Origin of the sequence: Candidatus Anoxymicrobium japonicum (assembly GCA_002843005.1) — a bacterium.
GTDB classification, from domain to species: domain Bacteria; phylum Actinomycetota; class Geothermincolia; order Fen-727; family Anoxymicrobiaceae; genus Anoxymicrobium; species Anoxymicrobium japonicum.
The window spans coordinates 1-23,801 of the sequence record PHEX01000020.1; the positions used below are offsets into that span (position 1 = coordinate 1).

General features: G+C 57.6%; 23 protein-coding genes. 10 read left to right on the forward strand and 13 right to left on the reverse strand.

Annotated features, from left to right (window positions below; all coding sequences use genetic code 11):
• The first annotated feature begins 369 nt into the window (after window positions 1-369).
• On the forward strand, window positions 370-888 hold the full coding sequence (locus tag CVT63_03220) for a hypothetical protein (GenBank protein PKQ28335.1): 519 nt from the start codon (window positions 370-372) through the stop codon (window positions 886-888).
• Window positions 889-981: 93 nt separating this feature from the next.
• Here the strand turns inward: CVT63_03220 and CVT63_03225 are convergent, their stop codons facing one another.
• Window positions 982-1,842: a 3-alpha,7-alpha,12-alpha-trihydroxy-5-beta-cholest-24-enoyl-CoA hydratase gene (locus tag CVT63_03225; GenBank protein PKQ28336.1), complete on the reverse strand. Its 861-nt coding sequence runs from the start codon at window positions 1,840-1,842 to the stop codon at window positions 982-984.
• A gap of 16 nt (window positions 1,843-1,858) precedes the next feature.
• Complete coding sequence (locus tag CVT63_03230) at window positions 1,859-2,773, reverse strand: hypothetical protein (GenBank protein PKQ28337.1); 915 nt, start codon at window positions 2,771-2,773, stop codon at window positions 1,859-1,861.
• Between the two features lie 201 nt (window positions 2,774-2,974).
• Here CVT63_03230 and CVT63_03235 point away from each other — a divergent pair, with 201 nt between their 5' ends.
• The 5 genes from CVT63_03235 (at window position 2,975) to CVT63_03255 (ending at window position 8,694) form a co-directional block, all read left to right on the forward strand.
• On the forward strand, window positions 2,975-3,733 hold the full coding sequence (locus tag CVT63_03235) for a short-chain dehydrogenase (protein PKQ28357.1): 759 nt from the start codon (window positions 2,975-2,977) through the stop codon (window positions 3,731-3,733).
• Window positions 3,734-4,487: 754 nt separating this feature from the next.
• On the forward strand, window positions 4,488-6,005 hold the full coding sequence (locus CVT63_03240) for a cation transporter (GenBank protein PKQ28338.1): 1,518 nt from the start codon (window positions 4,488-4,490) through the stop codon (window positions 6,003-6,005).
• Window positions 6,002-6,592, forward strand: coding sequence for a hypothetical protein (locus CVT63_03245; protein ID PKQ28339.1), 591 nt, complete (start codon window positions 6,002-6,004; stop codon window positions 6,590-6,592). The genes CVT63_03240 and CVT63_03245 overlap by 4 nt, the downstream gene beginning before the upstream one ends.
• A 49-nt stretch (window positions 6,593-6,641) precedes the next feature.
• On the forward strand, window positions 6,642-8,069 hold the full coding sequence (locus CVT63_03250; GenBank protein PKQ28340.1) for a hypothetical protein: 1,428 nt from the start codon (window positions 6,642-6,644) through the stop codon (window positions 8,067-8,069).
• Window positions 8,032-8,694: a potassium transporter TrkA gene (locus tag CVT63_03255; GenBank protein ID PKQ28341.1), complete on the forward strand. Its 663-nt coding sequence runs from the start codon at window positions 8,032-8,034 to the stop codon at window positions 8,692-8,694. The genes CVT63_03250 and CVT63_03255 overlap by 38 nt, the downstream gene beginning before the upstream one ends.
• 102 nt (window positions 8,695-8,796) lie before the next feature.
• On the opposite strand, the gene phoU is transcribed toward CVT63_03255, so the two are convergent.
• The 7 genes from phoU to CVT63_03290 all read right to left on the reverse strand — a co-directional run bounded on the left by phoU (window position 8,797) and on the right by CVT63_03290 (window position 15,134).
• The gene (phoU, locus tag CVT63_03260; GenBank protein PKQ28342.1) at window positions 8,797-9,450 is read right to left on the reverse strand and encodes a phosphate transport system regulatory protein PhoU; all 654 of its coding nucleotides are present in this window, start codon (window positions 9,448-9,450) and stop codon (window positions 8,797-8,799) included.
• Between the two features lie 22 nt (window positions 9,451-9,472).
• Window positions 9,473-10,273: a phosphate ABC transporter ATP-binding protein gene (gene pstB, locus CVT63_03265; GenBank protein ID PKQ28343.1), complete on the reverse strand. Its 801-nt coding sequence runs from the start codon at window positions 10,271-10,273 to the stop codon at window positions 9,473-9,475.
• Window positions 10,273-11,124, reverse strand: a complete 852-nt coding sequence (gene pstA, locus CVT63_03270) for a phosphate ABC transporter, permease protein PstA (GenBank protein ID PKQ28344.1) — start codon at window positions 11,122-11,124, stop codon at window positions 10,273-10,275. The genes pstB and pstA overlap by 1 nt, the downstream gene beginning before the upstream one ends.
• The gene (pstC, locus tag CVT63_03275) at window positions 11,121-12,029 is read right to left on the reverse strand and encodes a phosphate ABC transporter permease subunit PstC (GenBank protein ID PKQ28345.1); all 909 of its coding nucleotides are present in this window, start codon (window positions 12,027-12,029) and stop codon (window positions 11,121-11,123) included. Before pstC ends, pstA begins: the two co-directional genes overlap by 4 nt.
• On the reverse strand, window positions 12,026-12,877 hold the full coding sequence (locus CVT63_03280) for a phosphate-binding protein (protein PKQ28346.1): 852 nt from the start codon (window positions 12,875-12,877) through the stop codon (window positions 12,026-12,028). The genes pstC and CVT63_03280 overlap by 4 nt, the downstream gene beginning before the upstream one ends.
• 189 nt (window positions 12,878-13,066) lie before the next feature.
• A complete protein-coding gene (locus CVT63_03285) occupies window positions 13,067-14,440 on the reverse strand; it encodes a hypothetical protein (protein PKQ28347.1) in 1,374 nt (457 codons plus the stop codon).
• Window positions 14,433-15,134: a DNA-binding response regulator gene (locus CVT63_03290; GenBank protein PKQ28348.1), complete on the reverse strand. Its 702-nt coding sequence runs from the start codon at window positions 15,132-15,134 to the stop codon at window positions 14,433-14,435. The genes CVT63_03285 and CVT63_03290 overlap by 8 nt, the downstream gene beginning before the upstream one ends.
• Window positions 15,135-15,306: 172 nt before the next feature.
• Between CVT63_03290 and CVT63_03295 the strand changes: the two genes are divergently transcribed.
• Genes CVT63_03295 through CVT63_03310 form a run of 4 tightly spaced genes read left to right on the forward strand, consistent with a single transcriptional unit; the run spans window position 15,307 to window position 18,653 of the window.
• Window positions 15,307-15,786 (forward strand): hypothetical protein, encoded by a 480-nt coding sequence (locus CVT63_03295; GenBank protein ID PKQ28349.1) that lies wholly within the window; start codon window positions 15,307-15,309, stop codon window positions 15,784-15,786.
• Entirely contained in the window at window positions 15,783-16,934 is a 1,152-nt protein-coding gene (locus CVT63_03300; GenBank protein ID PKQ28350.1) for a hypothetical protein, read from the forward strand. The genes CVT63_03295 and CVT63_03300 overlap by 4 nt, the downstream gene beginning before the upstream one ends.
• Window positions 16,935-16,937: 3 nt before the next feature.
• Entirely contained in the window at window positions 16,938-18,170 is a 1,233-nt protein-coding gene (locus CVT63_03305) for a hypothetical protein (protein ID PKQ28351.1), read from the forward strand.
• Window positions 18,171-18,188: 18 nt separating this feature from the next.
• Complete coding sequence (locus CVT63_03310; GenBank protein ID PKQ28352.1) at window positions 18,189-18,653, forward strand: hypothetical protein; 465 nt, start codon at window positions 18,189-18,191, stop codon at window positions 18,651-18,653.
• A gap of 147 nt (window positions 18,654-18,800) precedes the next feature.
• Here CVT63_03310 and CVT63_03315 read toward each other — a convergent pair whose 3' ends face one another.
• The 4 genes from CVT63_03315 to CVT63_03330 all read right to left on the reverse strand — a co-directional run bounded on the left by CVT63_03315 (window position 18,801) and on the right by CVT63_03330 (window position 23,788).
• Window positions 18,801-19,700, reverse strand: coding sequence for a hypothetical protein (locus tag CVT63_03315; protein ID PKQ28353.1), 900 nt, complete (start codon window positions 19,698-19,700; stop codon window positions 18,801-18,803).
• A 28-nt stretch (window positions 19,701-19,728) separates the two neighbouring features.
• A complete protein-coding gene (locus CVT63_03320; protein PKQ28354.1) occupies window positions 19,729-20,136 on the reverse strand; it encodes a hypothetical protein in 408 nt (135 codons plus the stop codon).
• A 154-nt stretch (window positions 20,137-20,290) separates the two neighbouring features.
• On the reverse strand, window positions 20,291-22,855 hold the full coding sequence (locus CVT63_03325; GenBank protein ID PKQ28355.1) for a hypothetical protein: 2,565 nt from the start codon (window positions 22,853-22,855) through the stop codon (window positions 20,291-20,293).
• 90 nt (window positions 22,856-22,945) lie between these two features.
• Entirely contained in the window at window positions 22,946-23,788 is an 843-nt protein-coding gene (locus CVT63_03330; protein PKQ28356.1) for an acetoin dehydrogenase, read from the reverse strand.
• Window positions 23,789-23,801 lie beyond the last annotated feature (13 nt).

Sequence of the window (23,801 nt, forward strand, 5' to 3'; positions counted from 1 at the left end):
TCTAGATGGGTCCCCATCTTCCCTTGGAGAGTTGGAGTGAGGGGTATGTGACACACCCCCACCTTAATCCTCCCCCTCGAGGGGGAGGAGATCACTGTTCAACATCTGTTAACAATCATTTTCATTAGTAACAGAACTGCACTTTTCTCCCATTTCCTTAAACTATGAACCTGAGGTTTACCATAGAAACGCCCTTGCCTCCATATTTTTTTGACTTCTCTAACCAACGACCATTCTTTCAAAATACTCAACAAATCCCAGTGTTAAGCCATTTCATTAGATGTTTCCACAATAAGCTGGATTTGACGCCAACAAAAAAATATGCCAAATGAAGGAAAAAGATGACATAAGGCTAACTATTGACTTGAGATGACAGTTAGAGCTGGAGTACACGAAAATACCTGGGGTCATATCGATTATGTGGAAGCGGTAAAGCCGCTTGCCCATTTCCTGCGAAAGGTAACGCCATACATTCTTGCCGTGATGCTGATCGGCTCAACTATTTTTTTCGCAATAAGCTGCAAGGGCTCAACCGTCGCGTTCAGCAATGATGGGAATGTAGTTTCTCTTGACGTCATGATCGCTAACCTCCCGGCGACGGCGCAGAAAGGCCTGATGGATCGGAAGGAACTGGCATCGAACAGCGGCATGCTTTTCGATTTCGGGAAAGAGACCGACACGGCTTTCTGGATGAAGGACACCTCCATCCCGCTTTCGATCGCGTTCATTGACTCAAGCGGCAAAGTGCTCGCCATCAAGGACATGAAACCTTTTGACCTCAGCCCGGTGACGCCTCCAGGAACATACCGCTACGCGATAGAGGTCAATCGTGGCTGGTTTTCTCAAAACAACATCAAGCCCGGCTTCACAACCACGATAGACATCTAGTCAGGTAAACATCCAGGGAAAACGGACGAGCCCCCGAGACGGAAACGGGCCCGGCACAAGCCGGGCCCGTTTCTATTGCAAGACAGTTTCGCTTCAGTCGTTGAGTTCCACAACCGCGTTTGAGATATTGACGTTATCGGGATGCTCCGCCGTTTTTACCTGGAAGAGAATCTTGCCGTCCGCGGTGTCCCACATCTCTGTCACAATCGTCTCGCCCGGGAAAACAGGCTTGCTGAACCTGACCTGTACGGACTTGAACCTCTCGGGCTCGTTGTCGCAGTAAGCCTTCAAGACCGCCCGGCACGCGAAGCCGACCGTGCACAGTCCGTGGAGGATCGGCCTGTCGAATCCCGCCATGGCCGCGAAGTTTGGATCCGCGTGGAGCGGGTTCGGATCTCCCGAGAGCCTGTAAAGAAGCGCTTGATCCGGCGACGTCTTCATCTCGAGCACCTTGTCCGGCGCGCGATCCGGAGGAATGTTGCCGATCCCAGGCGCCCTCTCTCCCCCGAAGCCGCCTTCTCCACGCACCAGAACGCCGAACCGGTTGAAGTAAACGACATCCCCCGTCTCGTCCACCGTCTCGGCTTCGAGCTCGATAAGCGCCATCTTCACCTTATCGTAGATCCTGGCGACCCTGGACCTTGTGGTCAGCTTGCCTCCAGCGGAAGCGGGCTGCTTGCGGATCTCCAGGTACTGCTCGCCGTGCAGGATCATCATAGGATTGATCTCGAGACCCTCGACGCCAAACACGCTCATCAGCGCTGGGAACGGCGGGACAACCCCGAAAGTAGGCAAAACCGACAAACCGGGGGGGTTCTCGTAGCAGAACTTCAGGTCTCCGTCCCCGGCGCCGGCGCCTACGCCAAGCGCATACAGGATCACCGTCTTGTGGTCGTAATCAAATGTCAGCGCGGGCAATTCAGCGCCGCTGGCTTTCTCCACGTCTATTGGCATGCTTCAAACCTCCAAATCAGTCGAACTTGAGGTGGCTGAGCGCGTGACCCGTCTGGGCCGGCGCCGAATCGTACTCGACCGCGCCATCGAGGTTTGCGATCTCGACCAGCTTCGCGGCTATGTCGTCCGGGGTTACCTTCTCGGGCGCCTCAAAGAAGAAGCCCGGGCCTTCGACAACCGCCGCGTGACTGAAATAACCCGCGCCCGCGATCATTATCGCTCCCGTCAGTTCGCATCCCTCGCTTACCAGGTAGGCCGCGAGCGGAGACACGAACTCCGGCTTCAGCTTGTCGACAACCTGCGGAGGCATGACTGTCGCGGTAAGCCTTGTTCCCGCGACCGGGACGAGCGTGTTCGCCTTAATGTTGTACTTCGCGCCCTCGAGCTTCACCGAGTTCATCATCCCGGCGATGCCCATCTTCGCCGCGCCGTAATTAGTCTGGCCAAAGTTCCCGTAGAGGCCCGCGGCCGACGCGGTAGAAAGTATCCGCCCGTATCCGGCTTCCTTCATGTAAGGAAACGCGGCCTTCGTGCAGAAAAAGGTCCCCGAGAGATGGACGTCCAGCACAAGGTTCCAGTCGTTGATGTCCATCTTGATAATGCCCTTGTCGCGCAGGATGCCCGCGTTGTTGATGAGGATGTCGATCTTGCCAAAGCTGTCGATAGCGCTCTGGACGATCTTCTGGGCGCTGTCCCACTCCGAGACGCTCTCGCAGTTCGGAACCGCCTCTCCACCCATCGCCTTGATCTCGTCGCACACCTTCTGAGCCGGGGTCGCGTCCGCCCCTTCCCCGTCCATGGCGCCTCCGAGGTCGTTCACCACGACCTTCGCTCCGCGGTCAGCAAGCAGGAGGGCGTGCGCGCGGCCCAGGCCTCCTCCGGCGCCGGTTACTACAGCAACCCGGCCATCAAACCTTATCTCATCAGCCATCTTCCATCTCCTTTCATCAATACCCACACTGTGCCGTTCAAAAAAGATATTCTATTACTTATCAAGCCTGTCTGCATCTTTAGGCCAGATGGAACCGCGCCTGTCCGCCCCTCCGCTTGAGGGCGTCTCTCGGGCCGCTCATCCGCCGCGCCTGAGAGACGCGGCTCAAGAACGGGAAGGAGTTTTCTTGTGTATAAAGAGATGTTTGACCTGAGTGGCAAGGTGGCTATCGTAACAGGGGGCAGCAGAGGCATCGGCGAGGCGATCGCGATGGCGCTCTCCGAGTTCGGCGCGAAAATCGCGCTCTCGAGCCGAAAGATCGATGGCTTGAACGCGGTCAAGGACAAGATCGAGGCCGCGGGCGGTGAAGCTGTCTGCATACCCGCCAACATGGGCAATATCGATTCGCTGCGAACGATCGTCGATGGAACCCTCGATGCGTTCGGAACAGTTGACATCCTCGTCAACAACGCCGCGACAAACCCGATCTTCGGCCCACTCATGGAATCCGCCTCGACGCGCGCCTGGGATAAGATAATGGACGTTAATCTCAAGGGAGTCTTCTTCCTCACCAAAGCGGTAGCCGCGATCATGATAGAAAAAGGCGGCGGCTCAATAATCAACTTGAGCACCGAGGCTGCGTACAGGCCCATGCCCGGGCTGGGAATCTACAGCATCAGCAAAGCCGGTCTCGACATGGTCACAAAAGCCTTCGCGCAGGAGTTGGGGTCGAAGGGCGTCAGGGTAAACGGTATCGCTCCCGGCCTGGTGCGGACAAAGTTCTCGCGAGCCCTCTGGTCGAACGACGCCCTTAAGCAGGCGATCGAAGGCAATATACCCCTGGGCCGCATGGCGCAACCACCGGAAATGGCGGGGCTGGCGGTCTTCCTGGCGTCGGACGCGGCAAGCTATGTCACGGGACAGACGATACTCGCCGATGGCGGTTCGACGCTCGTCTGAGTTGAACGCGCCAAAGGCGCCCTGAGGGAAAGATCCCTCGTCCAGGGGTCACCGCGCGCCGCGAACGCGCTACAAAAATAGAAAACGCAACAAAGGGGGCCTGACCCCAGGTGTTGCGTTTTTCATCGAATCACGCGCCCCCTTCGATCAATGAGCTTGTCGTGGAGACTACCGAGATTGAGTGACCTGCGTTGCGCGGCGCGTGGGGTGGTTCAAATCCCACTCCCTCCGCCGTCTGACAAAAAAGAAGACCGCCCGCAGAACGGGCGATCTTTGTTCAAGTGCTTTCGCCAAATCAGTCGAACTTCTGCTTTTTCCCTTTCAGATGTTCCAGACCCCTGCAGCCTTCTTCAGCGGGCTTTTCCGCAACGAGCTTCGCTTCGGCAACTGCCGAAATGTCCGCTGTCGACGCTGGCGTTGTTGGTCTTGATGTCAACTGTTTGCTACCGACATTTCCCATGCGCATCCTTCAACACCGGCATTCTAACGCGATTTCGGCCTTTCCGTCACGGTTGACTACGCCCTCAAGCGGGGTGGCCCACGTTGTTCTATAATTCCTTCAACGGATTGCCGGTGTCGGTAGTCCATGCTGAGAGGTTGAGATGGCAAATAACAAAAACACGCGCGATCGTCGGCTACGCTGGTGGCGGCGGTGGGCCGGCTACGCCCTCGGGATCGCGATCGAGACGGCGGCCGTTGTGGGCATCTCGATCATAGCGCTCCTCATCCTTCTGATCGTCAAAGTCGTGATGACATGATTCTCAGGCCCACGCGCGACGACCTGAAACTCATAGGCTGGGGCATCGGCCGCGTCATCCTGGGCGTAGGTATCATCATGGCCGTGCCGCTCGTGGTCGCGATCATCTCAACCGAGTGGAACGCGGTTCTGGATTTCCTTGTCGGCATCGCCGCATGCGTCACGTTCTGGCTCGCCATGGAGATCACCTGCAAGGTCAAGCGCGACCTGGCGTGGTTTCACGGGCTCATGGTGGCATCGGCGGGCTGGCTCGTCGCGGTGATGTTCGGGGCGATCCCGCACATGCTGTCGGGGCACTTCAAGTCCTACCTGGACGCCTGTTTCGATCTCATGAGCGGGTGCACCACCACAGGCCTCTTCCTGCTCCAGGATCTCGACCACGTGTCGCACGGCCTCAACATGTGGCGGCACCTGCTCACTTACGCCGGTGGCCAGGGCATCATAGTCATTGCGCTGACATTCCTGTTCGCCGGCACCGCGGGCGCGTTCAAGCTATACGCGAGCGAGGGCAAGGAGGAGAGGCTCCTCCCCAACGTCATTCGCACCGCGCGCGCCATCTGGATGATAAGCCTGACATACCTCTGGATCGGTAGCCTCCTTCTCTGGCTCTTCCTGATGCGCGAAGGCATGCCCGCGGGCCGCGGTTTTCTTCACTCGATCTGGCTCTTCATGGGCGCCTGGTCCACGGGAGGGTTCGCGCCGCAGAGCCTGAACCTCCTCTACTATCACAGCTTTGTCATCGAGGCCATTACACTGGTCGTCTTCGCGATCGGGTCGTTCAACTTCGCGCTTCATTACTCCGTCTGGACGCGAAAGCGCAACGAGATACACAAAAACATCGAGATCAGGTCGTTCACGATAACCGTGGCGATTACCACATTCGTGCTCGCCATCGGGTTCTCCAAGATACAGGTGTACACGACGCTCACGGAATTCTTCCGCAAAGGCTTCTACAACTTGATGTCCGGGCACACCGGCACGGGCAACGTCACCGTGTACGCGACGTCTTTTTTCAAAGAGTTCGGCTTTATAGCGATGTGGGCTATCACGCTCGCCATGGCCATCGGCGCGAGCGCATGCTCGACCGGGGGCGGGGTCAAGGGCCTTCGCATGGGGATATTCGCGAAATCCGTGTGGAGAGACATCAAAGGCATCGTGTCGCCGGAATCAGCCGTGGTACGCGAGAAGATCCATCACGTGAAGGACATCTGGCTGGACGAACTCCTCATAAGGAACACCATGCTCATTCTATTGAGTTACGTGGCGATCTACTTCATCGGAGGGTTGCTCGGCATCATATACGGATACGAACCTTCAGTGGCGTTCTTTGACGCGGTTTCTGCGGGCAGCAACACAGGTCTTTCAGCGGGCCTGGCCACGCCTCTCATGCCCGCGCTCCTGAAGACCTGGTATATCTTCGAGATGTGGGCGGGAAGGCTCGAGTTCGTGGCGATTTTCGCGCTCTTCGGGATGGCCGTGGCCCTCTTCAGAGGAAAGGTGACACACAGGACATGAGAAAGCCGCGCCAGCAGATAATCATTGCGGTGTCACTCGCGATCCTTTGCGCGGGACTGCTCTGCGCGGCGGCAGCGGCGACTTCGGTGAGCGCCGGGGCGGATGGCGTCGTAACCACGACAGAGCTCGTCGAAAACATGCGCAAGTACGACAACCGCACGATCACGATACAGGGCGAGGCCGTCGGTGACATGATGACGCGCGGCGTGTTCGCCTGGATCACGGTAAACGACGACGCGTACAGCAAGAAGAGCGTCGAGGAAGGCGGGAAGCTCGTCGGAATATCGAACATGGGCATCGCCGTCTGGGTCCCCGAGCAGCAGGCGCGCAAAATTAAGGTATTCGGCGGGTACAAGAACAAGGGATCTACCGTAAGGATCACCGGCGTCTTTCACAGAGCCTGCGCGCGGCACGGTGGAGACACCGATATACACGCCGACTCTATCGAGGTTGTCGCGCAAGGACAAGCGTTTTCTCGATCCTTCGAGTGGGACAATCTGATAGCGTTCATTATTCTGGTCGCCGCCATTTTAATATTATGGAACGCGCGCAGGTGGGGCCTCTCAAGAGAGAAGAAAGAAAAGTGACAGATGCCGAACCGTTTCCGTTTGATGCGGTGAAACCAATGAAACCAACATGTACATCATAATCGCGGGATGCGGGCGGGCCGGTTCGGCGCTCGCGCAAGCATTTTCATACGAACGCCACGATGTAGTCGTCATTGACAAGGATCAATCTTCTTTCAGAAGGCTCGGCGGCACCTTCAACGGCATCACCCTCGAGGGCATCGCATTCGACGAGGAGTTGCTGGTGGAAGCCGGCATCGAGCAGGCCGACGCTTTCGTGGCGGTCACCAACTTCGACAATACAAATCTCATGGCCGCCGAGGTCGCCTCCAGCATCTACGAGGTTCCGCACGTGCTGTCGAGGCTCTACAGCCCGGAAAAGGAGCTCACCTACTTCAAGATGGGGATAGATTACGTGTGCGGAACCACTCTCGTAACCGACCACATCCGCGAGAAGCTGTTCCAGCGGGAAGACGTGATAGTTCAACAGGACAGGCTGGATGTGGGCATACAGGTGGTCGAATTCAGCATCAGCTTGATGTCGCGGGGAATACCAGCTGGCAACCTCAACTCCGGCGTGAACTCGAGACTGATAACAGTGGTGCGATCAAACATGGAGCTCGACCGGACACAGGACATCATGCTGGAAACGGGAGACCACGTGATAGTGGCGTTGCGCAAGGAAGGGTGGCGCGTCATCATGAACTTCCTCGGGGAAAGCGCCCTCGTCTCTGGCGCCTGTCCCGTCAGCATGCTCCCTGTTGAGACGCCGGACGCCGCCGTGACCGGCCAGGCGTCCGAGAAGGCAAAAGTGATAATAGGCGGGTGCAGCCAGGTCGGCGCGCACCTCGCGTACGTGCTCTTCATGGAAGGTTGCGATGTAACCGTTATCGACGCGAACCCATCCCTCTTCAAGCGTCTCCCGAAACAGTTCAACGGCAATACCCTCGAGGGAACCGTCTTCGACGAAGAAACACTTACGGCGGCGGGGATCGAAAACGCCGACGCCTTTGTGGCCGTCACGAAGTTCGACAACACGAACCTCATGGCGGTGGAAGTCGCAAGACACATCTATGGCGTTCCCCATGTCATGGCGCGTCTGTTCAATCTCGACAAAGAGCAGACGTACCAGGCGCTGAGCATGCCGTACGTCTGCGGAACGAGGCTCCTTGCCCAATCGCTTCACGAGCGCATCCTCAAGCCGCTCGTCGCGGTCAAAGCATCCTGTTTCTTCAACAAGTTCGACCTCGTTGAATTCGAGTGCCCGGCCAACTGGAAAAACAAAAGTGTCGGCTGGGCTCGGGATCTCTCCGGCATGAGCTTCGCATACATCACGAGAAGGACAACGGGCCACCTGCCCGATGACAACTTCATCATCCGGGATGGAGACATCATAACGGCGCTCGCTACACCAAAAAGACTGGAGAAGCTCGAGAAGTCCCTCGACCGAGTCAAAAGGAGTGAGAACAATTCATATCGTAATAAGCGGCGGAGGTAAAGTCGGCTCTTTCCTGGCAAAAAAACTGTCAGGCCAGCACACTGTGGTGGTAATCGAGAAGGACGAGGCCACCTGCCAGAAGCTCGCCACGGGCGCGTCGGTGATGGTCATTCATGGTGACGCCTGCGATTACCGCTACCAGGAGGAAGCCCGTGTCGACATGGCCGACGTCTTCGCTGCGGTTACCGGCGACGATGACGACAACCTGGTTGCCTGCCAGCTCGCAAGAACATCGTTTGACGTCTCACGCGCGGTCGCCCGCGTGAACAATCCCAAGAACGAGCACATCTTCAACCTCATGGGGATAGACGCGATATCGAGCACCACGGTCATCAGCCACCTCATCGAGGAGGAGTCCACAGTCGGCGAAATAATCACCCTGGGCGTTCTCAAGAAGGGCCGCGTGGCGATCGTGGAGGTGGACATCCCATCAGAAGGCTGCAACGCCTGCCGGTCAAAGATAAAGGATCTCGGGCTGCCATCAAACTGTGTGCTCGTATCTATTATCAGGAACGACGACGTTGTCATCCCGCAAGGGGAACACATCCTGGCGCCGGGAGACACAGTTATCGCGGTCACTTCCATAGACAAGGAAGACAGCCTAAAGAAACTGCTTACCACTTAACAACCAAACCAACCAGGGGTCAGGCAACGTCTACCTTTACTGCGTAGGGGGGGTCAGGCAACGTCTACCGCTTTAGCGGTAGACGGTGCCTGACCCCTATGATTAATCTATGAACTCGCCGGTTACCATGTAGCGCACGTTCTCGCCGATATTGACCGCATGATCCGCTATCCTCTCGATGAAGCGCGCGATCATGACAACACGGATGGCAAGCTCGAGCTCCTCCTCGCTGTCTCCTTTGTACGAGGTCAGGAAGGTGCGATTAATGCGGTCAACAACATCGTCCATCCCGGAGAGCCCACTGGCCTTGCGCGTGTCACACTCCTTGAAGGATTCTATCGATGTGACGAATATCATTTCAGCCACCTGGAACATATTGTCCATGTTCTCCAAAATCCAGGGTGAAATCGCATGATCTTTGAGGTTGAGGATCGCTTTGCAGATGTTCACACAGTTGTCGCACGCCCGCTCCAGGTTCTGCGCGAACCACATTATCACTATGATTCTTCTGAGGTCGATGGCGACCGGCGCCTGGCGCGCCAGTAGCTCGATGCCGGTCTCCTCTATCCTGATGAGGTAATCGTCGAGAACTTCGTCTCCTTCGATAATGCTTGCCGCGGCCACGGCGTCGAGGCTCGCGAAAGCGGCCCGGACGCGCTCTATGACGTCAATGGTGCTGTTAGCCATCTTGAGCACTTCAAGATACAGCTCTTCAAGATGTTGATGAAACGTCTTGCGCCCTTCCATGTCCTTCATGCTCCTTCCCCGACTTGACCTTTTACCCGAAGCGCCCTGTGATGTACCGCTCCGTCCGTTTGTCCTCGGGATTGGTGAAGATAGTGTTTGTATCGTTGTATTCTATCAGTTTTCCCGGCTGGCCCTGCTCTAAGACCAGTAGAAACGCCGTGTAATCGCTAACTCTGGCCGCCTGCTGCATGTTGTGCGTCACTATCACAATAGTGTAATTCCGCTTGAGCTCCGCCATGAGATCCTCGATGAGCTGGGTCGCGACGGGGTCTATCGCGGAACACGGCTCGTCGAAAAGAATAACCTCGGGCTGAACCGCGATGACGCGCGCGATGCAAAGCCTCTGCTGCTGGCCGCCCGAAAGGCGCATCCCCGACTCCTGGAGGTTTGTTTTCACCTCGTGCCAGAGCGCGGCCTTCTTGAGGCTCTCCTCGACAATCGCGTCCAGCTCATCTTTCTTGTTGATTCCGATGAGCTTTGGCCCGTACGCGACGTTTTCGTAAATGCTCTTGGGAAAGGGGTTCGGCCTCTGAAAGACCATGCCGACCGTGCGGCGCAACCCGATGGTGTCGTACCCATGCCCGTAGATGTTCTCGCCATCGAGAACAACCTCGCCCTCGACACGGCAATTTTCGACAAGATCGTTCATCCGGTTGAGGCCACGCACAAGTGTGCTCTTGCCGCAGCCGGACGGTCCGATCAGCGCCGTTATGCGCCTGGGGAGAACGTTGAACGTAATGTCTTCTATGGCCTTGAACCCGCCGTAGTACATGGTCAGGTTCTTGATCTCCATCTTGTTCTCGACCGCGATCCCGGTTTCGGTTGTTTCCATCATCCTCCTAAGAGCTTCTTTTCCTGGTACCTGCGCCCGGCGTATCTCGCTATGAAGTAGACAAACAACACCATCAGCAACAACAGCGCCGCGCCGCCGTTGACAACACGGTAGTAATCACCCCGGCCCTCCGTCTGCGCGTACCAGACGTAGCCCGCAAGTGGCGCCGCCGTGTCAAACGGGCTCAGCGGAATGTTGCGGACAAAAAGACCTGTTGTGTATATTATCGCGGCGGACTCGCCCACGATCCTCCCGATAGGCAGGATGGTCGCCGTCAATATGCCTGGCATCGCGCCCGGTATCACGACCTGCCTTATAGTGGTCCATTTGCTCGCGCCCAGGCTCATCGACGCCTCGCGATATGTGTCGGGCACCAGCTTGATCGCCTCTTCCGTGCCGCGCAGCAGTATAGGCAAGTTAAGGATCGCGAGAGTGCAGGCGCCCGCGATCAGGCAGTAACTCCACGACAAGTAAATGACGAACAGCGCCATCCCAAAAAGACCGAACACGATTGAAGGCAAGGTGGCAAGGGTGTCCAGACAAAACCTGATGAATCCTGCCAGTTTGCCTTTGCTGGCAAACTCCGCGAGGTAGATAGCGGCGCCGATCGAGAGCGGAAGGGATATGAGAAGGCTCAAGACAACGAGGTAAAGCGAGGAGATTATCATGGGAAATATCCCGCCGCCGCTCTTTATCGCCTGTGGCTTTCCAAAGATAAATCTCGGATCCAGCGCCGTCAACAACCCTCGCGCGAGTATCTCGAGGATTATGAAGACCAGAAGAGCGACCACTATCATGCCAAGGATCCAAAACACCGTTGTCGCCACTCTGTCAGCGCGTTTGCCTTTCAAGACGCGACTCCTCTCCGGCGTCCTATTAACCTGACGCAAGCGATCAGGAACACCGCGAGCAACAGGAGCATTAGAGCCTGCGCGAAAAGCGCGGATCGAAAGACGCCGGTGGCCTCTCCCATGTCCGTTACAATGCGCGTGGTCAAGGTGCTGGTTCTCGCAAACGGTGAAAAGGCAACTCCTCTCGCGTTGCCGATTACCATCTGGACCGCCATGGTCTCGCCGATCGCGCGTCCCATGCCAAGTATTATCGCGATAATCAAGCCTTCCCGCGCGGACGGCAACAGCACCTTGTAGATGGTCTGCCACCGCGTCGCCCCCATTGCCACCGACGCCTCACGAAGCTCCGGTGGCACGGCGCGCATCGCCTCCACGCTCAATGTCGTGATCGTTGGCAGAGACATGACAACAAGGACGAGAGACGCGGCCATGATCCCGAAGCCCGCCGAAGCGGTCATGCCCCGTATCAGCGGCACGAGCATCGTCAGCGCGAACCAGCCGATCACAACCGAGGGGACGCCCGCCAGCAGCTCTATCCCTCTCCTCACCAGTTTCCCCATTCTCACCGGCGCGATCTGTTCCACAAACACGGCTGTACTTATTCCCAGCGGCGCCGCGAGAAGCATGGCGAAAGTCGTGGTCAGCAAGGTCCCCCACGTAAACGCCAGCATTCCGTAGTGGCCAGTCTTCGGGGACCATCTGGTGGACAGGAACAAATCGCCGATTCCCAATTCCTTGATCGCCGGCAAACTCTTCCGAAATATGAACAGGATGATTATGAGGATGGCGAAAAAAGAAAGTGAAGCGCACGCGAACATCACAAACTTGATCAGGCGGTCGCGGTCGCCAATGGCGATAGCCTTCGTCACCGTCGTCTTGCCGGCTCGCGATCCCTCATGGCTCATTTTATTTTGACGTCCTTTACCGGAACATACTCCGTGGCCACGATCTCCCTTTGAAACCTGTCGCTCAACACAAAATCGAGATATCCCTTGACCGCGCCCTTCGGCTCACCCCTGGTGAACATGTGAAGGTAGCGGGCTATCGAATATCTGCCCGTGCCGGCGTTGACTACCGTCGGTGGCGCTCCGTTGAAAGATATCGCCTTGAGGCGCCTGTCCACGTAGCCGTACGATATGTATCCGATCGCGTTACTGGTGGCCGCAACAATCTCTCGGACGACTCCGTTGCTCGAGGACTCTATGGCCGATGGCGCACATTCGACGGGCGCCTCATCGGTAGAGCCAAGCGCTTTCTTGTCGAACATCTCGCGCGTACCGGAAGCCTGATCGCGGATGACCACGACAATCTCCTCGTCCGGGCCGCCCACCGCTTTCCAGTTTGTGATCATGCCCGTGAATATGTCCCTGGCCTCATCGCCGGAGAGGTTGGATATCGGCATCAACGGGTGTACGACCAGGGCTATAACGTCAAATGCGATTCTGTGATCCTTGAGTTTGCCGTTTCCCTCGCCTGAGTCAAGATCTCGCGAGCTGTTGCCGATTTCGACAACGCCTTGCTGGAGTTGAGCGATGCCGACACTCGAGCCCCCCCCCTGGACGTCGATGCGCGCGGCGGGATTACGGTCGGAAAATTGAGTGGCGGCCTCCTGCGAAACGGGAAGGACGGTGGTCGAGCCGGACACTTTGACTTTGCCACTGTACTCTGAAGATTTCCGCATGCCACAACCTGCGATGGCAAAGAAAAGAGCCAGTGCCAGCAGCAGACTCATCAAAGCGATCCTGATCTTCATGCGCACAACTTAACACGCGCCCGGTTCAGTTTGAGTTAGGGAAAATTTAAGAAATGGTTAATCTTTTAACAGGGGTCAGGCACCGTCTACCTTAGCGTCTACCGCTGCGCGGTAGACGCGGCGGGGTCAGGCAACGTCTACCGCTGCGGTAGACGTTGCCAGACCCCCCTACGCCGTAAAGGTAGACCCCTATGTTGGTAGCGCCAGGATGAACTTTGAGCCCGCGTCCACGGTGCTCTCGACATGAACAGTGCCACCATGACATTCGGCCACGTGTTTTACTATCGACAGGCCAAGACCGGTGCCGCCGGTCTCGCGCGAGCGAGCTTTGTCCACGCGGTAAAATCGCTCGAATATCTTGTGCCGCTCCGGGGCCGGGATGCCGATGCCTGTGTCGGCGACCGTTATCAAAACGCTTTCATCTTTATGGCCCACCGAAATCTCAACGCTCCCGCGAGGCCGGTTATACTTGATAGCGTTGTCCACCAGATTCAGGCAGGCAGTCTTGATGAGCTTGCGGTTGCCGGTCAACATGATGGCAGCGTCATCGATGCCAAACGTCAGTTGGATGTCATTCTTTGAAGCAAGTTCGGCCTTCTCTTCGACAATCTCTTTCAACAACTCGGACGCCACAAACGATTCATCGTCGGGCTCACTCTTTTGAGACTCGAGCCTCGATAGCGCCAGTAGATCTTCGATGATGTCCGCGAGCCGCCTGGATTCGCGGTCGAGATCGAGCGTGAACCTCGCCGCCGCGTCCTGCTCCAGCGCGGCCCCCGTCAGGAGCGCGTCAACAACCGCCCTCATGTTCGCGATTGGAGTCCGCAACTCGTGCGATACGTTCGCCACGAAATCGCGTCTGATGCTCTCCAGCCGGCGCCTCTCGGTAACGTCTTCGAGAATGCAGATGACACCGGCGATCTTCCCTGAGTCGCTATGGATCGGGCTCGAGCGCACCTCGAGCGTCCGCCTGTGCGGCAGGGTGATGACGACTTCCACGGCGACTCTATCGCCCCGTCGCGCGTCCTCTATCGCCTTGTTGATCGACGGCGCATGATGTATCTCCGTAAAGGTCCTTCCAAGCGCAAACCTCTCCTCCGTTTCAAAGAGATTCTGCGCAACGGGGTTGATCATTCGCGTCTTGAGATCCTTCCCGACCACAATTATTCCAACGTTGATGTTCTCGAGTATCGTCTGAAGCCTGTCCCTCTCCTGGGAGAGGAGTCTGTAATTCTCGCGCACCTTCGAGGCTATCGCGTCCATGTCCTGCGCGAGGTCGTTCAGTTCCTCGAGCCTGGGCTGAGGCATACGGTCGAGATCGTTCTCAACGACGATCTTCTCGAGGGCGCGCCCTATCTCCTTGAGATCCGCGAGGAGTGTCCGCTGTGTCCAAATAGTGATGCCGCCAAGCAAACCCAGCAATATCACCAACCCGACCAGAAAGGAAATTCCTTCCGAAAGGCCGGCGTGCAGCACGAAAGCCAGGACAAGCCCCACCATCAAGACGATCAGAACGACTGCAGCGGCGTACCTCACGAGCAACGTCCTCTTGAGGCTACGCATTCGTTCGCTCCTCGGCCGGGACGCCGAGCTTGTAGCCCGTGCCCCTCACCGTCGTCACATAGACCGGCCGCGCTGGATCCCGCTCGATCTTTTCGCGGAGATGGCGGATGTGGACGTCGAGCGTCCTGCCCGACCCGTAGTAGCCGCCCCAGACAACGTCCAGCATTTTCTCCCTGCCGACAACCTTCCCCGGCCTCATGAGCAAAACCTCGAGGATCCGGTACTCGATCGGAGTCAACCGCACCTGCCTGCCTCGCACAATGACTTCGTGCTTCTCACGGTTCATGGCGATATCGCCCCAACTGACCGAGCCCTCCCCCGCGGCGGGCCCTTCCGCCGACCTGCGGAGCACCGCCTTCACCCTGGTTGTGAGCGTGCGCATGTTGAACGGCTTTGTTATATAGTCGTCGGCCCCCATCTCGAGGCCAAGGATCTCGTCCACATCTGAATCCTTCGCCGTAAGCATGATGATAGGCGCCGATGACACAGCGCGCACCCGCCTGCAGATCTTGAGCCCATCCATCGTCGGCAACATCAGGTCGAGCACCAGCAAATCGGCCCCGGCCCGTGTGAACCTCTCGAGCCCTTCCGCCCCGTCGTGGGCGATATCCACGTCGTAACCCTCTTTGCCCAACGTATATTTGAGCGCCTCGGCAAGGGACACCTCGTCTTCAATGATCAGTATCTTGCTCATCGTTCTATAATAACTTAACTTTTGGGGTCAGTGCGCCATGTGGGACTGACCCCAAAAGTTAAGCGATGGCGCCCCACCTGTTTACAGCAATGCCAACCCGTTATAGAATCAACTGGTTTTGACATAGACCGAATGTTAAGCAGGCTGTTTATTCAATGATGGAGGTGAGTCAATGTCAGCGAAGCAAGAGAGAATCGTCGCCAATGTCGTGGCCCCGCTCGATTTCACGTACAACTACCGCGTGGGACAATATATCGAGCGATACATCAAGGGTCTGGGGCAAAAGAAAATCCTCGGGGTCAAGTGCCCAGGAGATGGCGCGATAGTCGTTCCCCCACGCAAGTATTGCGGCAAGTGCAACTCGATAATGACCGAGTGGGTCGAGCTGGGCACAGGTGGCACGATCGAGAACTACACCATCGGGCACGTGACAATGAACAAGGGTCTTCTCGAGAATGCAGATGCCCCGAGCGTACTCGCGCTCATCAAGCTCGACGGCGCCACGTCGTTGCTTCCGGCCGAAGTCAAGGACATCGCGCCGGCTGACGTGCGGGTGGGCATGCGGGTCAAAGCCGTGTTCAAGGATTCGCCTGAGGATAGCCTCGCGGACTTGAGCCACTTCGAGCCAGTTGATCAGGGGGTAGATAAATGAGAAAAATCGCAATAGTGGCACAGGCGCAGGTCATGAGCGGCGCTATTGGAACGACGCGCGAACGTATGCTCTTCGAACTGGTGCGTGGCCTGTTCGACCACGCGGGAATGACCAGGCATGACATCGACACATTCGTGCTCAACTCGAACGACTTCGAGGTCGGGCACACAATCGCCAACGTCTTCGAGGATACGCCCGTTGGCGCCTATATGAAAGATGAAACCCACGTCGAAGCCGATGGCCTCTGGGCCGCCTCCTACGCGGCTATGCGGCTGATGTCCGGCGCTCATGACACAGCCCTGGTTGTGGGCAACAGTTCGGGGGCGTCGACATTCCGGCCATATCTGATGATGGATTACCAGTTGAACCCGACCTACGACCGCCAGTTGGGGCTCTTGAACGAGCTCTCGACCGCGGCGCTCCAGGCGAAAGCCTACCTCGAGAAACACAACGCGTCCGAGGGTGATTTGAACAATATCGCGGCGCGCCTCTTGCGCAACGCGGCAAAGAACCCGAACGCGATCCAGGCAAAAGCAAACGCGACAGCGGAGGATATCCTGGCAAGCGATTGTCTCTACGAGCCGCTTCGCAAGCTCCAATGCTACCCGTTCACCGATGGGGCGTGCGCGATGATCCTCGCCTCCGAGGAGCGCGCGAAAAAGCTCACGGACAAGCCGGTCTGGATCAAGGGCATGGGCAACTCTGTAGAAAGCTATTACATCGGCGAGCGTGACCTTGCTTCATCCACCTCCGCCAGAATGGCCGCGGAGCGCGCCTATAAGATGGCGGGGATCAGCAAACCGTCCGATCAGATAGATGTAGCCGAGGTCAGTGCGAAGTTCGCGCACCAGGAGCCAATCATCGCGGAGGCCCTCGGCCTCTTCGACGAGGGCAGCGCCGGCAAGGTCGCGGATAACGGTCTGGCCGACATCGACGGCGCCATGCCCGTCTGCCCATCAGGCGGAGGGCTGGGCGCATACCTGTTCAGCGCGGCCGGGCTGGTGCGAATCGCCGAGTGCGTGCGTCAGCTCCAGGGCGCCGCTGGCGATGCCCAGATATCGGGCGCGAAGACCGCCGTGGCGCATGGCCAGGACGGCTTCTGCGCGCAACATAACGCCGTCATGGTTCTGAGCACCGAGGAGGGATAACATATGAGAAACGTTGGAATAATCGGCATAGGCTACACACCGGTGTTCGTCAGTAAGCGTAAAGACGTCAACATCGTGGAGATGATCAGTGAGGCCGTTGACGCGGCTTTCAGAAATACGAAGTTGACCCCGGACGACATCGACGCCATCACATTTGGCAACATGCAATCGTTCGAGGGCGTAAACCTCCCCCATCTCTGGGCGGTAGAGCACGCCAGGGCACTGAACAAGCCTTATATCCGTATCGCGACCGGCGGCACCACCGGGATGTCAGTGCTGCAAGCGGCCTACCACCACGTAGCAAGCGGCATGCACGATGTCGTCATGGCGATCTCCTGGGAGAAGCAATCAGAAGGAGATGCGCAAGTCGGGCTGGCCGGCATTGTCATGCCTGAGGCCATCTGCATGGCACAGCACGGCATGGATCTCTTCGGCGGCAAAGGGATGTGCGGGATGGGCGGAGGCTCGACAGGCGCCGCCGCGTACCAGGCACAGAGCTACCTGCACCACTCCGGCGCCTCCCCGGAGCACATCGACAAGATGGCCTCTCTTGAGCGCTCAAACGCGGCGCTCAACCCGTACGCGCACCTGCGAAAGAAAACAACCGTCGAAGACGTCCAGGCTACACCGTTCATTTCATGGCCGCTCCGGTTCGGGCACACTTGCCCGACCAGCGACGGGGCGACGGTCGCTATCGTGGCGTCTGAGGACAAGGTCGAAAAGATCGCCGAGGCTGTCGCGTGGATCAACGGCGTCGGATGCGCGACGTCCGACCCGGCCACAGGCAATTTCATCGAGGGTCAGATAACCGATCCGGCTGAGCAAGAGCCGGCGAAGATCGCCTCCGCTAAGGCGTACGCGATGGCCGGCATCAAGGATCCATCCAGAGAAATCGATATGGCCGAGATGTACAATGGCTTTGCCCACCAGTCGCTCTTGTGGCTGGAGAGGCTCGGTTTGTGCAAGAAAGGCGAGGCGCACGTCATGCTCGACCGCGGCGCTCTCAATATCGATGGCGAGTTGCCGACAAACGCGAGCGGCGGGGTCTTCTCGACAAACGCGATCGGGGCGTCCGCGATGAGCAGACCAGCAGAATGCGCGCTTCAGATCATGCGCAAAATAGAAGGTGGCCATCAGATCCCCAAAAAGATCAAAAACGCCGTATCCCACGGTTGGGGCGGCATGTTTCAGTTTGTAACAGTCATAGTGCTCGGTGACGAGCCCCGGCACGGCTAAGGCAAGGAGGTGCGCGAGATGACATTCGAGATGGGAGAAGAAACCCGACAGGTACAGGGCATGTGGGACATCTCCACATACAATTACTTGATCAACGGCGCCGGCCTGCGGCTTCTCGTTGACAGCATGAAGGAGAAAAAAATCCGCGGCATCAAATGTCCACAGTGCCAGGCGGTATACGTCCCGGGCCCGACATTCTGCCGCAAGTGCTACATCGACATCGATGAGGTTGTCGAAGTCGCGGATACAGGGGTGGTGATGGCTTACACGGTCGAAATGTCCGACGTGAGGGGCAACCCTCTTGACAACCCCAGGCTGTCCGCGATGATCAAGCTGGATGGCGCGGACACGTGGATCATCGGGACAATCGCCGGGTTTGATTGGAAGGACGCGAAAGTCGGCATGAAGGTCAAGACCATCTGGGTGAATGAGCCTGTGGGTAGCCTGGCCGACATTGATAGGTTCGAAGTGATCCAGGAATAAGAAGTGACTTCGTGAAAAAGGGCGGGCGCTCGAGCTTGCCCTTTTCTCTTAAGCCACTTAACTTTGGGAGCAGGTCTTTTTTTTAAAGTTTAAGAGGGGTCAGGCGCCGTCTACCGCTTTAGCGGTAGACGGCGCCTGACCTCAAAGTTAAGCGCACTCCTTGTAGATGATCTTCGCCTGGCCGCCTTTCTTACGCAGGGACAGGAGAACCGCTCCACCGATAATGAGTAGTATCGAGCCCAGTCTCAGAAAAACCATCAGGGTTCCTTGCGGAAACGGCTCGCGAAAAGCAATAAGCCCGATGATAATCGGGATGAGATTGCTGAAGCCTGTGACCAGGGGGATGACGACGATGGCGGATCCTCGCTGGAGCGCCGTCTGAAAGAACACCATGGCAATAAGCGTTATGATGATCGCCATCCAGAAGAATGAGGAGTACGCAAAGCCCGCGACCTTGAACTCCGCCCATTGGTTACCTATGTCGGTCCATGCCATCTTCGTGAATATAGCGGTCAGCCCTACCAGGCATCCGACGCCGATGCCGAGAAAGGAAGACGCGCGCTCGTCCGTCCTGATAAACGACGCCACGAGGGTGGAGAGCGCGACTCCCGCCATCAAAATGATGAAGAACCAGAGAATCACGGGACGATATCCATTGGTCGTGTCGTGTGACCTGACAAGCGTTACCCCAAGCATCAGAACGCCCACGACAATCGAGCCGATGCCGAGCCAATCGACGATGGACGCTTTCTCCTTGAGGCGCGTGATCGCGAGAACCACCAGCAGGCAGATGCCCGAAGCGTTGATCGGCTGCACAATAGACAACGGAGCGAACGCGATGGCGATGTTGTGCAACCATGTACCGCCTATCTGCATGCCCTGGGCGGAAAGCCACGGACGGCAACCAAAGAAGGCCCGGATCGTTTTGATGACGGACGTCTTGCCGATGAGCGGCAGGCTGGCCAACTGACGCTTCTGGAGAAAGTTGCTGTAGTTGATCAGCACCGTGCCGGCAAGAGCCAGGAGCGCTCCGATCGCTACCTTCACCTTGACGTCACCCGCCGGCCGAGATCATTCACCTCGAGCGCCTCGCGCGCGCGTCGCCGGCGCGCTTGTCAACCTTCTCCTTCGCCGACTTCACCATCTCCTCGCAGACGTATTCTTTGCAGACTGTCGGCTGAAAACGAACGCGCAAAATGCACAATCCTGAAGATGGGTCGCGCCACCTGCACGGCTCCGCCCACATCCAGTCGCGCTTGAAACCGAATCGCTCTTTCTCGTCATCGAGCAAGGCGATGCGCCCCTCCTCGTTCGGCCTCTGGCAGCACCAGCCTTCGCACACGGCGCAGGCGTCCTTGCCCAGCGGCTGGCACGACCTGCACATATGCGGTTCCATGTCCTCGTAAGTCTTTTCAAACTCGCGCCCACAGACGTCACATCTGACTTTCATGCCTTCCCTCGCTTTTCGAACATTCACAAACAAGTCACGGTAAAAAGTGATTTTACCGCATTGCGGCGCCTGGTTGTAGACAGGGAAGGAGCCGGGCCGTTTTCTCAAACTACCTTTACTTGAAGTCCAACTACAAACGCATAATGGGGTCAAACCAAAATATGCGTTTTATGCGCGCTCCCATCATTTATCTGTTACAAAACGCATATTTTGGTTTGACCCCATTATGCGTTTTTGCAGGTGGCGACGTGATGACGCCGAGCGAGCAGGTCGCGCCGGTCTTGCTCTGTGGCGAATTCATGTACATAGCCCGCTCCGCTATGACATATTGCTCGCTTGTCACCCTGGTCGACACGTCACCGGTTACATAGTCGTTGACGTGAAAAGTCGTTCTCGTGGCGGGGGGCAACGATGCCGTGGGGCCCTCCACCTGGCCTTGCGGTGTCATGAACGTCAGTTGCACGTTCGCGGTCACATCCTCGTCCGGGTTCATCACGAGCACCCACTCGTCGAAACCCGGCGAAGTACACCCCTCCGGAAGCAACCAGTCCATGCTCGAGTAGATCGAGCCGGGCGCGTTATGCGCGCCTCGCTTCCCGTCAGGGCTCGAGATATACATCGCCCTCTCCGCGACAACACTCATGTCTTCAGACCTGGTGAATATCATCGTGGACACATCAGAGTCCGGTAGATAGTCGTTCACGCGCACGGAGATGCGCCTGCCCGCCGGCACAGTGACAGCAGGCCCTTCAGATACGCCATCCGGCGTAAGAAAAAAGAAATCCGCAACAGCGTCTTTCGAAGTCGGGTTCGCTACCAGTACCCACTCCTCATATCCGGGCCAGGTGGCGCCTTCCGTGAGCCCCCACGCCCCGGAGGCCTCAGTTGCGCCCATAGAGTTATGGCAGCCCACCTTCCCGTCAGGGGTGTGAATATACATGGAGCGCTCGGCGACGATGCCGTAGCCGGAAGTCGTGCACCACACTTTCGCCGACACATCAGAGTTCGGCGCGTATTCGTTTACGTGAACGCTCTGCCTCGTGCCGGCGGCAAGGCTCAACTCGGGCCCGACAATCTCTCCGCCTGGCGTCTGGAACGTCACGCTCACGTTCACGGTCCTGTCAAACGGGTTCATCACCAGTATCCACTCGTCGAAGCCGGGCCAGGTGGCGCCCTCGGCCAGGTACCAGGTGTCCGCCACTCCCTCCGCGGCGATAGAGTCGTGAGAACCCCACTTGCCGTCAGGAGTAGAAAAGTACATCGCGCGCTCAGCGCAGATTGACGCGCCGCTCGTGACCGTTACGGCGGTCGATACGTCCGCGTTCGGCACGTACTCGTTGACGTGGACAGTGGTCCGGCTCAAGGCCGGCACAATTACACCTGGCCCGTCGACCGGCCCGCCCGGTGTCAAGAACGCGATGCTCACGTTAGACGCCTGGCTGTTGGGATTCTGCAGAAGCACCCACTCATCGAAGCCGGGCCAGGTGGAACCTTCCGCGAGCAACCAGTTGGCTGCCGCGTACGACCCTTTCCCAACGGCAAACGCCTTGCCGTTGGATTTTTCGCCGTTCCAATCGTAGGCGTAGACAACGCCCGACCGCGCGCTGGCTGGAACCCGAACCTTGACCTGTGAATTCGTCCACGACACAACTTGACCGCTCGCCCCGCCATCAAAACCGACACGCGAGCTCCGCCTGTCAGCCCCAAGGTTACTCCCACTGACAGTCACCAACTGGCCCGGTTCGCCACCCGCCGGCGATATCGAGGAGAGCGACGGAGTAGAGTCCATATCGGACATGTACCAGGCTTCAGGGACGTAGTGAGCCACGAAATCGTAGCTCAAGTACACCCGGCCGGCGCCGTTCCATGTGGGGCCCCACGAGTTGATCATAAGGAAGCCTCCTTGACCCGGCCCACCCGCGTTATCGTTGTAACCGGCGATAAAAACGGCGTGGCCTCCCTCGAACTCCGCGCTGCCGTCGTAGTCATAGAAAGAGGACGACGGGTTGCTGCCGAAATCGGGAAAGTCGCCATATATGGGAATGCCCAGGACAACCGGCTTCCCACTGCTGAGCCACGCCTTGAGGTCGGAAATGTTGTTGTTGTAATAATTCGGAAACGATATGTTGCTGAAGAAATAACCCCAGTCGTCGCTGATTTTGTACTGTTTTGCCGCCTCCACGGACTGGCTGTTCGGCTGCTCGGCATAGTTTGATCCCTCGTATGGAAACTGTTCCCAATCCGTGTTCCCGTTCTGCTCCATGAACCGCAATGCGTCGTAAATGCTGGTGGCTTCGTTCTGGCCGCCGTTTATTCCGTTCCACACAAACTGGGGGCTGAACTGGCGCCGCTCATCCGTCATGTCCCAGGTTGGATGCTCCTTCTTCTCGTAGAAAGACTTAGCGTAATAGCCGGTAGCCCATCCAACACAACTCGAGTAACTGCCCTGATTCTTTACCGGCGGGAGGCTGGCCGAAAGATCGATGGATGCCGCGAGTGGAATGCTGTCCAGCCCGTATGAGCGCCTGTCTATCCGTCGCGAAAGATCGGGCTTCGAGAGCTTCATGCCAAGACCGTGCCCGCTTGCGCCACCCGCGGCACGGGGCGGCTGCGGCGTGGAGAACGACGGCGCGACAAAAGCCAGTGTGAGCAGAAACGCCAGAAACGCTCCCGCACATATCCTTGGTGCCCCATTCCATAAATACTCGCAAGCGAGCTCTCGATACGTTACCGTATTTATGGAAAGGGGCACTTGGTTTACACATGTCGTTTCCTTTCCCACCGCGCGTCCGCTCAAAGTATCAATCGGCGCTCGAGCGGTTGAACTAAATCAGGCTTCTTTCTAGCGTTCTTTGCGGAGCGCCCTGGCGACGACCTTTCCAACGATCTCGAACGGCAGCGGCATGATCGGCTTGAGCGCGTAGATCGGCCGCATGGCGAGAGGCATGATCATTTTCTTGTTCTTACGAATGCCCTTGACTATCAGCCTGCTCATCGCCTCCGGCTTCATGGCGGTGGCAAGAATGAACTTCATTCCGAGCCGCACCAGTAGCCCGCCGGTTATGGAATCGTAAAACGAGGTGCGGACAACTCCAGGATAGACACAGGACACGCTCACGCCGCTCGAATAAAGCTCGTACCGCAGCGCCTCGCTGTAACCATCAACGGCGAACTTGGTGGTTGCGTAAGCGCCCCAGCTCGGCACCGCAAAGAAAGCCTGGCCGCTCGAGATGTTAACGATATGGCCCGATTTTCTCCTTATCATCTCAGGCGCGAACGCGCCTACCATGTAGATGATGGACCAGAGATTGATGTCTAACAGTTTCTTCCACTCATCGATTGTAGTGTCCACAATGTGCGCCATGTGTGCGACGCCCGCGTTGTTGACAAGGATGTCCACCGCGCCGTAGTGGGCCTTGACAGTGTCCGCCATGCTATTGATCTGGTCGAAATCAGTAACGTCCACGCAGAAAGTCTGACACTCGACGCCCAGCGCCTCTACTTCCCTGGCGACAGTTCCTATCGCCTCGCCGCTTATGTCCACCAGTATCAGATTCGCGCCGGCGCGCGCGAGCTCGAGCGAGGTTGTGCGTCCCATGCCGCCGCCCGCGCCGGTCACCAACGCCCACTTCCCCGTGAAGTCATCCTGCTTCATTTCATTCCCTTCGTTCTCCCCAACGCTCATCGACACAACCCAC

Excerpts from the sequence above, each read along its gene's own strand:
- CVT63_03250 (PKQ28340.1), top strand. The coding sequence starts at position 6,642 with ATGTACATCATAATCGCGGGATGCGGGCGGGCCGGTTCGGCGCTCGCG.
- CVT63_03230 (PKQ28337.1), bottom strand. The coding sequence starts at position 2,773 with ATGGCTGATGAGATAAGGTTTGATGGCCGGGTTGCTGTAGTAACCGGC.
- CVT63_03310 (PKQ28352.1), top strand. The coding sequence starts at position 18,189 with ATGACATTCGAGATGGGAGAAGAAACCCGACAGGTACAGGGCATGTGG.
- CVT63_03245 (PKQ28339.1), top strand. The coding sequence starts at position 6,002 with ATGAGAAAGCCGCGCCAGCAGATAATCATTGCGGTGTCACTCGCGATC.
- CVT63_03240 (PKQ28338.1), top strand. The coding sequence starts at position 4,488 with ATGATTCTCAGGCCCACGCGCGACGACCTGAAACTCATAGGCTGGGGC.
- CVT63_03330 (PKQ28356.1), bottom strand. The coding sequence starts at position 23,788 with ATGAGCGTTGGGGAGAACGAAGGGAATGAAATGAAGCAGGATGACTTC.
- pstB (PKQ28343.1), bottom strand. The coding sequence starts at position 10,273 with ATGGAAACAACCGAAACCGGGATCGCGGTCGAGAACAAGATGGAGATC.
- CVT63_03290 (PKQ28348.1), bottom strand. The coding sequence starts at position 15,134 with ATGAGCAAGATACTGATCATTGAAGACGAGGTGTCCCTTGCCGAGGCG.
- CVT63_03285 (PKQ28347.1), bottom strand. The coding sequence starts at position 14,440 with ATGCGTAGCCTCAAGAGGACGTTGCTCGTGAGGTACGCCGCTGCAGTC.
- CVT63_03235 (PKQ28357.1), top strand. The coding sequence starts at position 2,975 with ATGTTTGACCTGAGTGGCAAGGTGGCTATCGTAACAGGGGGCAGCAGA.
- CVT63_03225 (PKQ28336.1), bottom strand. The coding sequence starts at position 1,842 with ATGCCAATAGACGTGGAGAAAGCCAGCGGCGCTGAATTGCCCGCGCTG.
- CVT63_03300 (PKQ28350.1), top strand. The coding sequence starts at position 15,783 with ATGAGAAAAATCGCAATAGTGGCACAGGCGCAGGTCATGAGCGGCGCT.
- CVT63_03220 (PKQ28335.1), top strand. The coding sequence starts at position 370 with ATGACAGTTAGAGCTGGAGTACACGAAAATACCTGGGGTCATATCGAT.
- CVT63_03295 (PKQ28349.1), top strand. The coding sequence starts at position 15,307 with ATGTCAGCGAAGCAAGAGAGAATCGTCGCCAATGTCGTGGCCCCGCTC.
- CVT63_03280 (PKQ28346.1), bottom strand. The coding sequence starts at position 12,877 with ATGAAGATCAGGATCGCTTTGATGAGTCTGCTGCTGGCACTGGCTCTT.
- pstC (PKQ28345.1), bottom strand. The coding sequence starts at position 12,029 with ATGAGCCATGAGGGATCGCGAGCCGGCAAGACGACGGTGACGAAGGCT.
- CVT63_03305 (PKQ28351.1), top strand. The coding sequence starts at position 16,938 with ATGAGAAACGTTGGAATAATCGGCATAGGCTACACACCGGTGTTCGTC.
- phoU (PKQ28342.1), bottom strand. The coding sequence starts at position 9,450 with ATGAAGGACATGGAAGGGCGCAAGACGTTTCATCAACATCTTGAAGAG.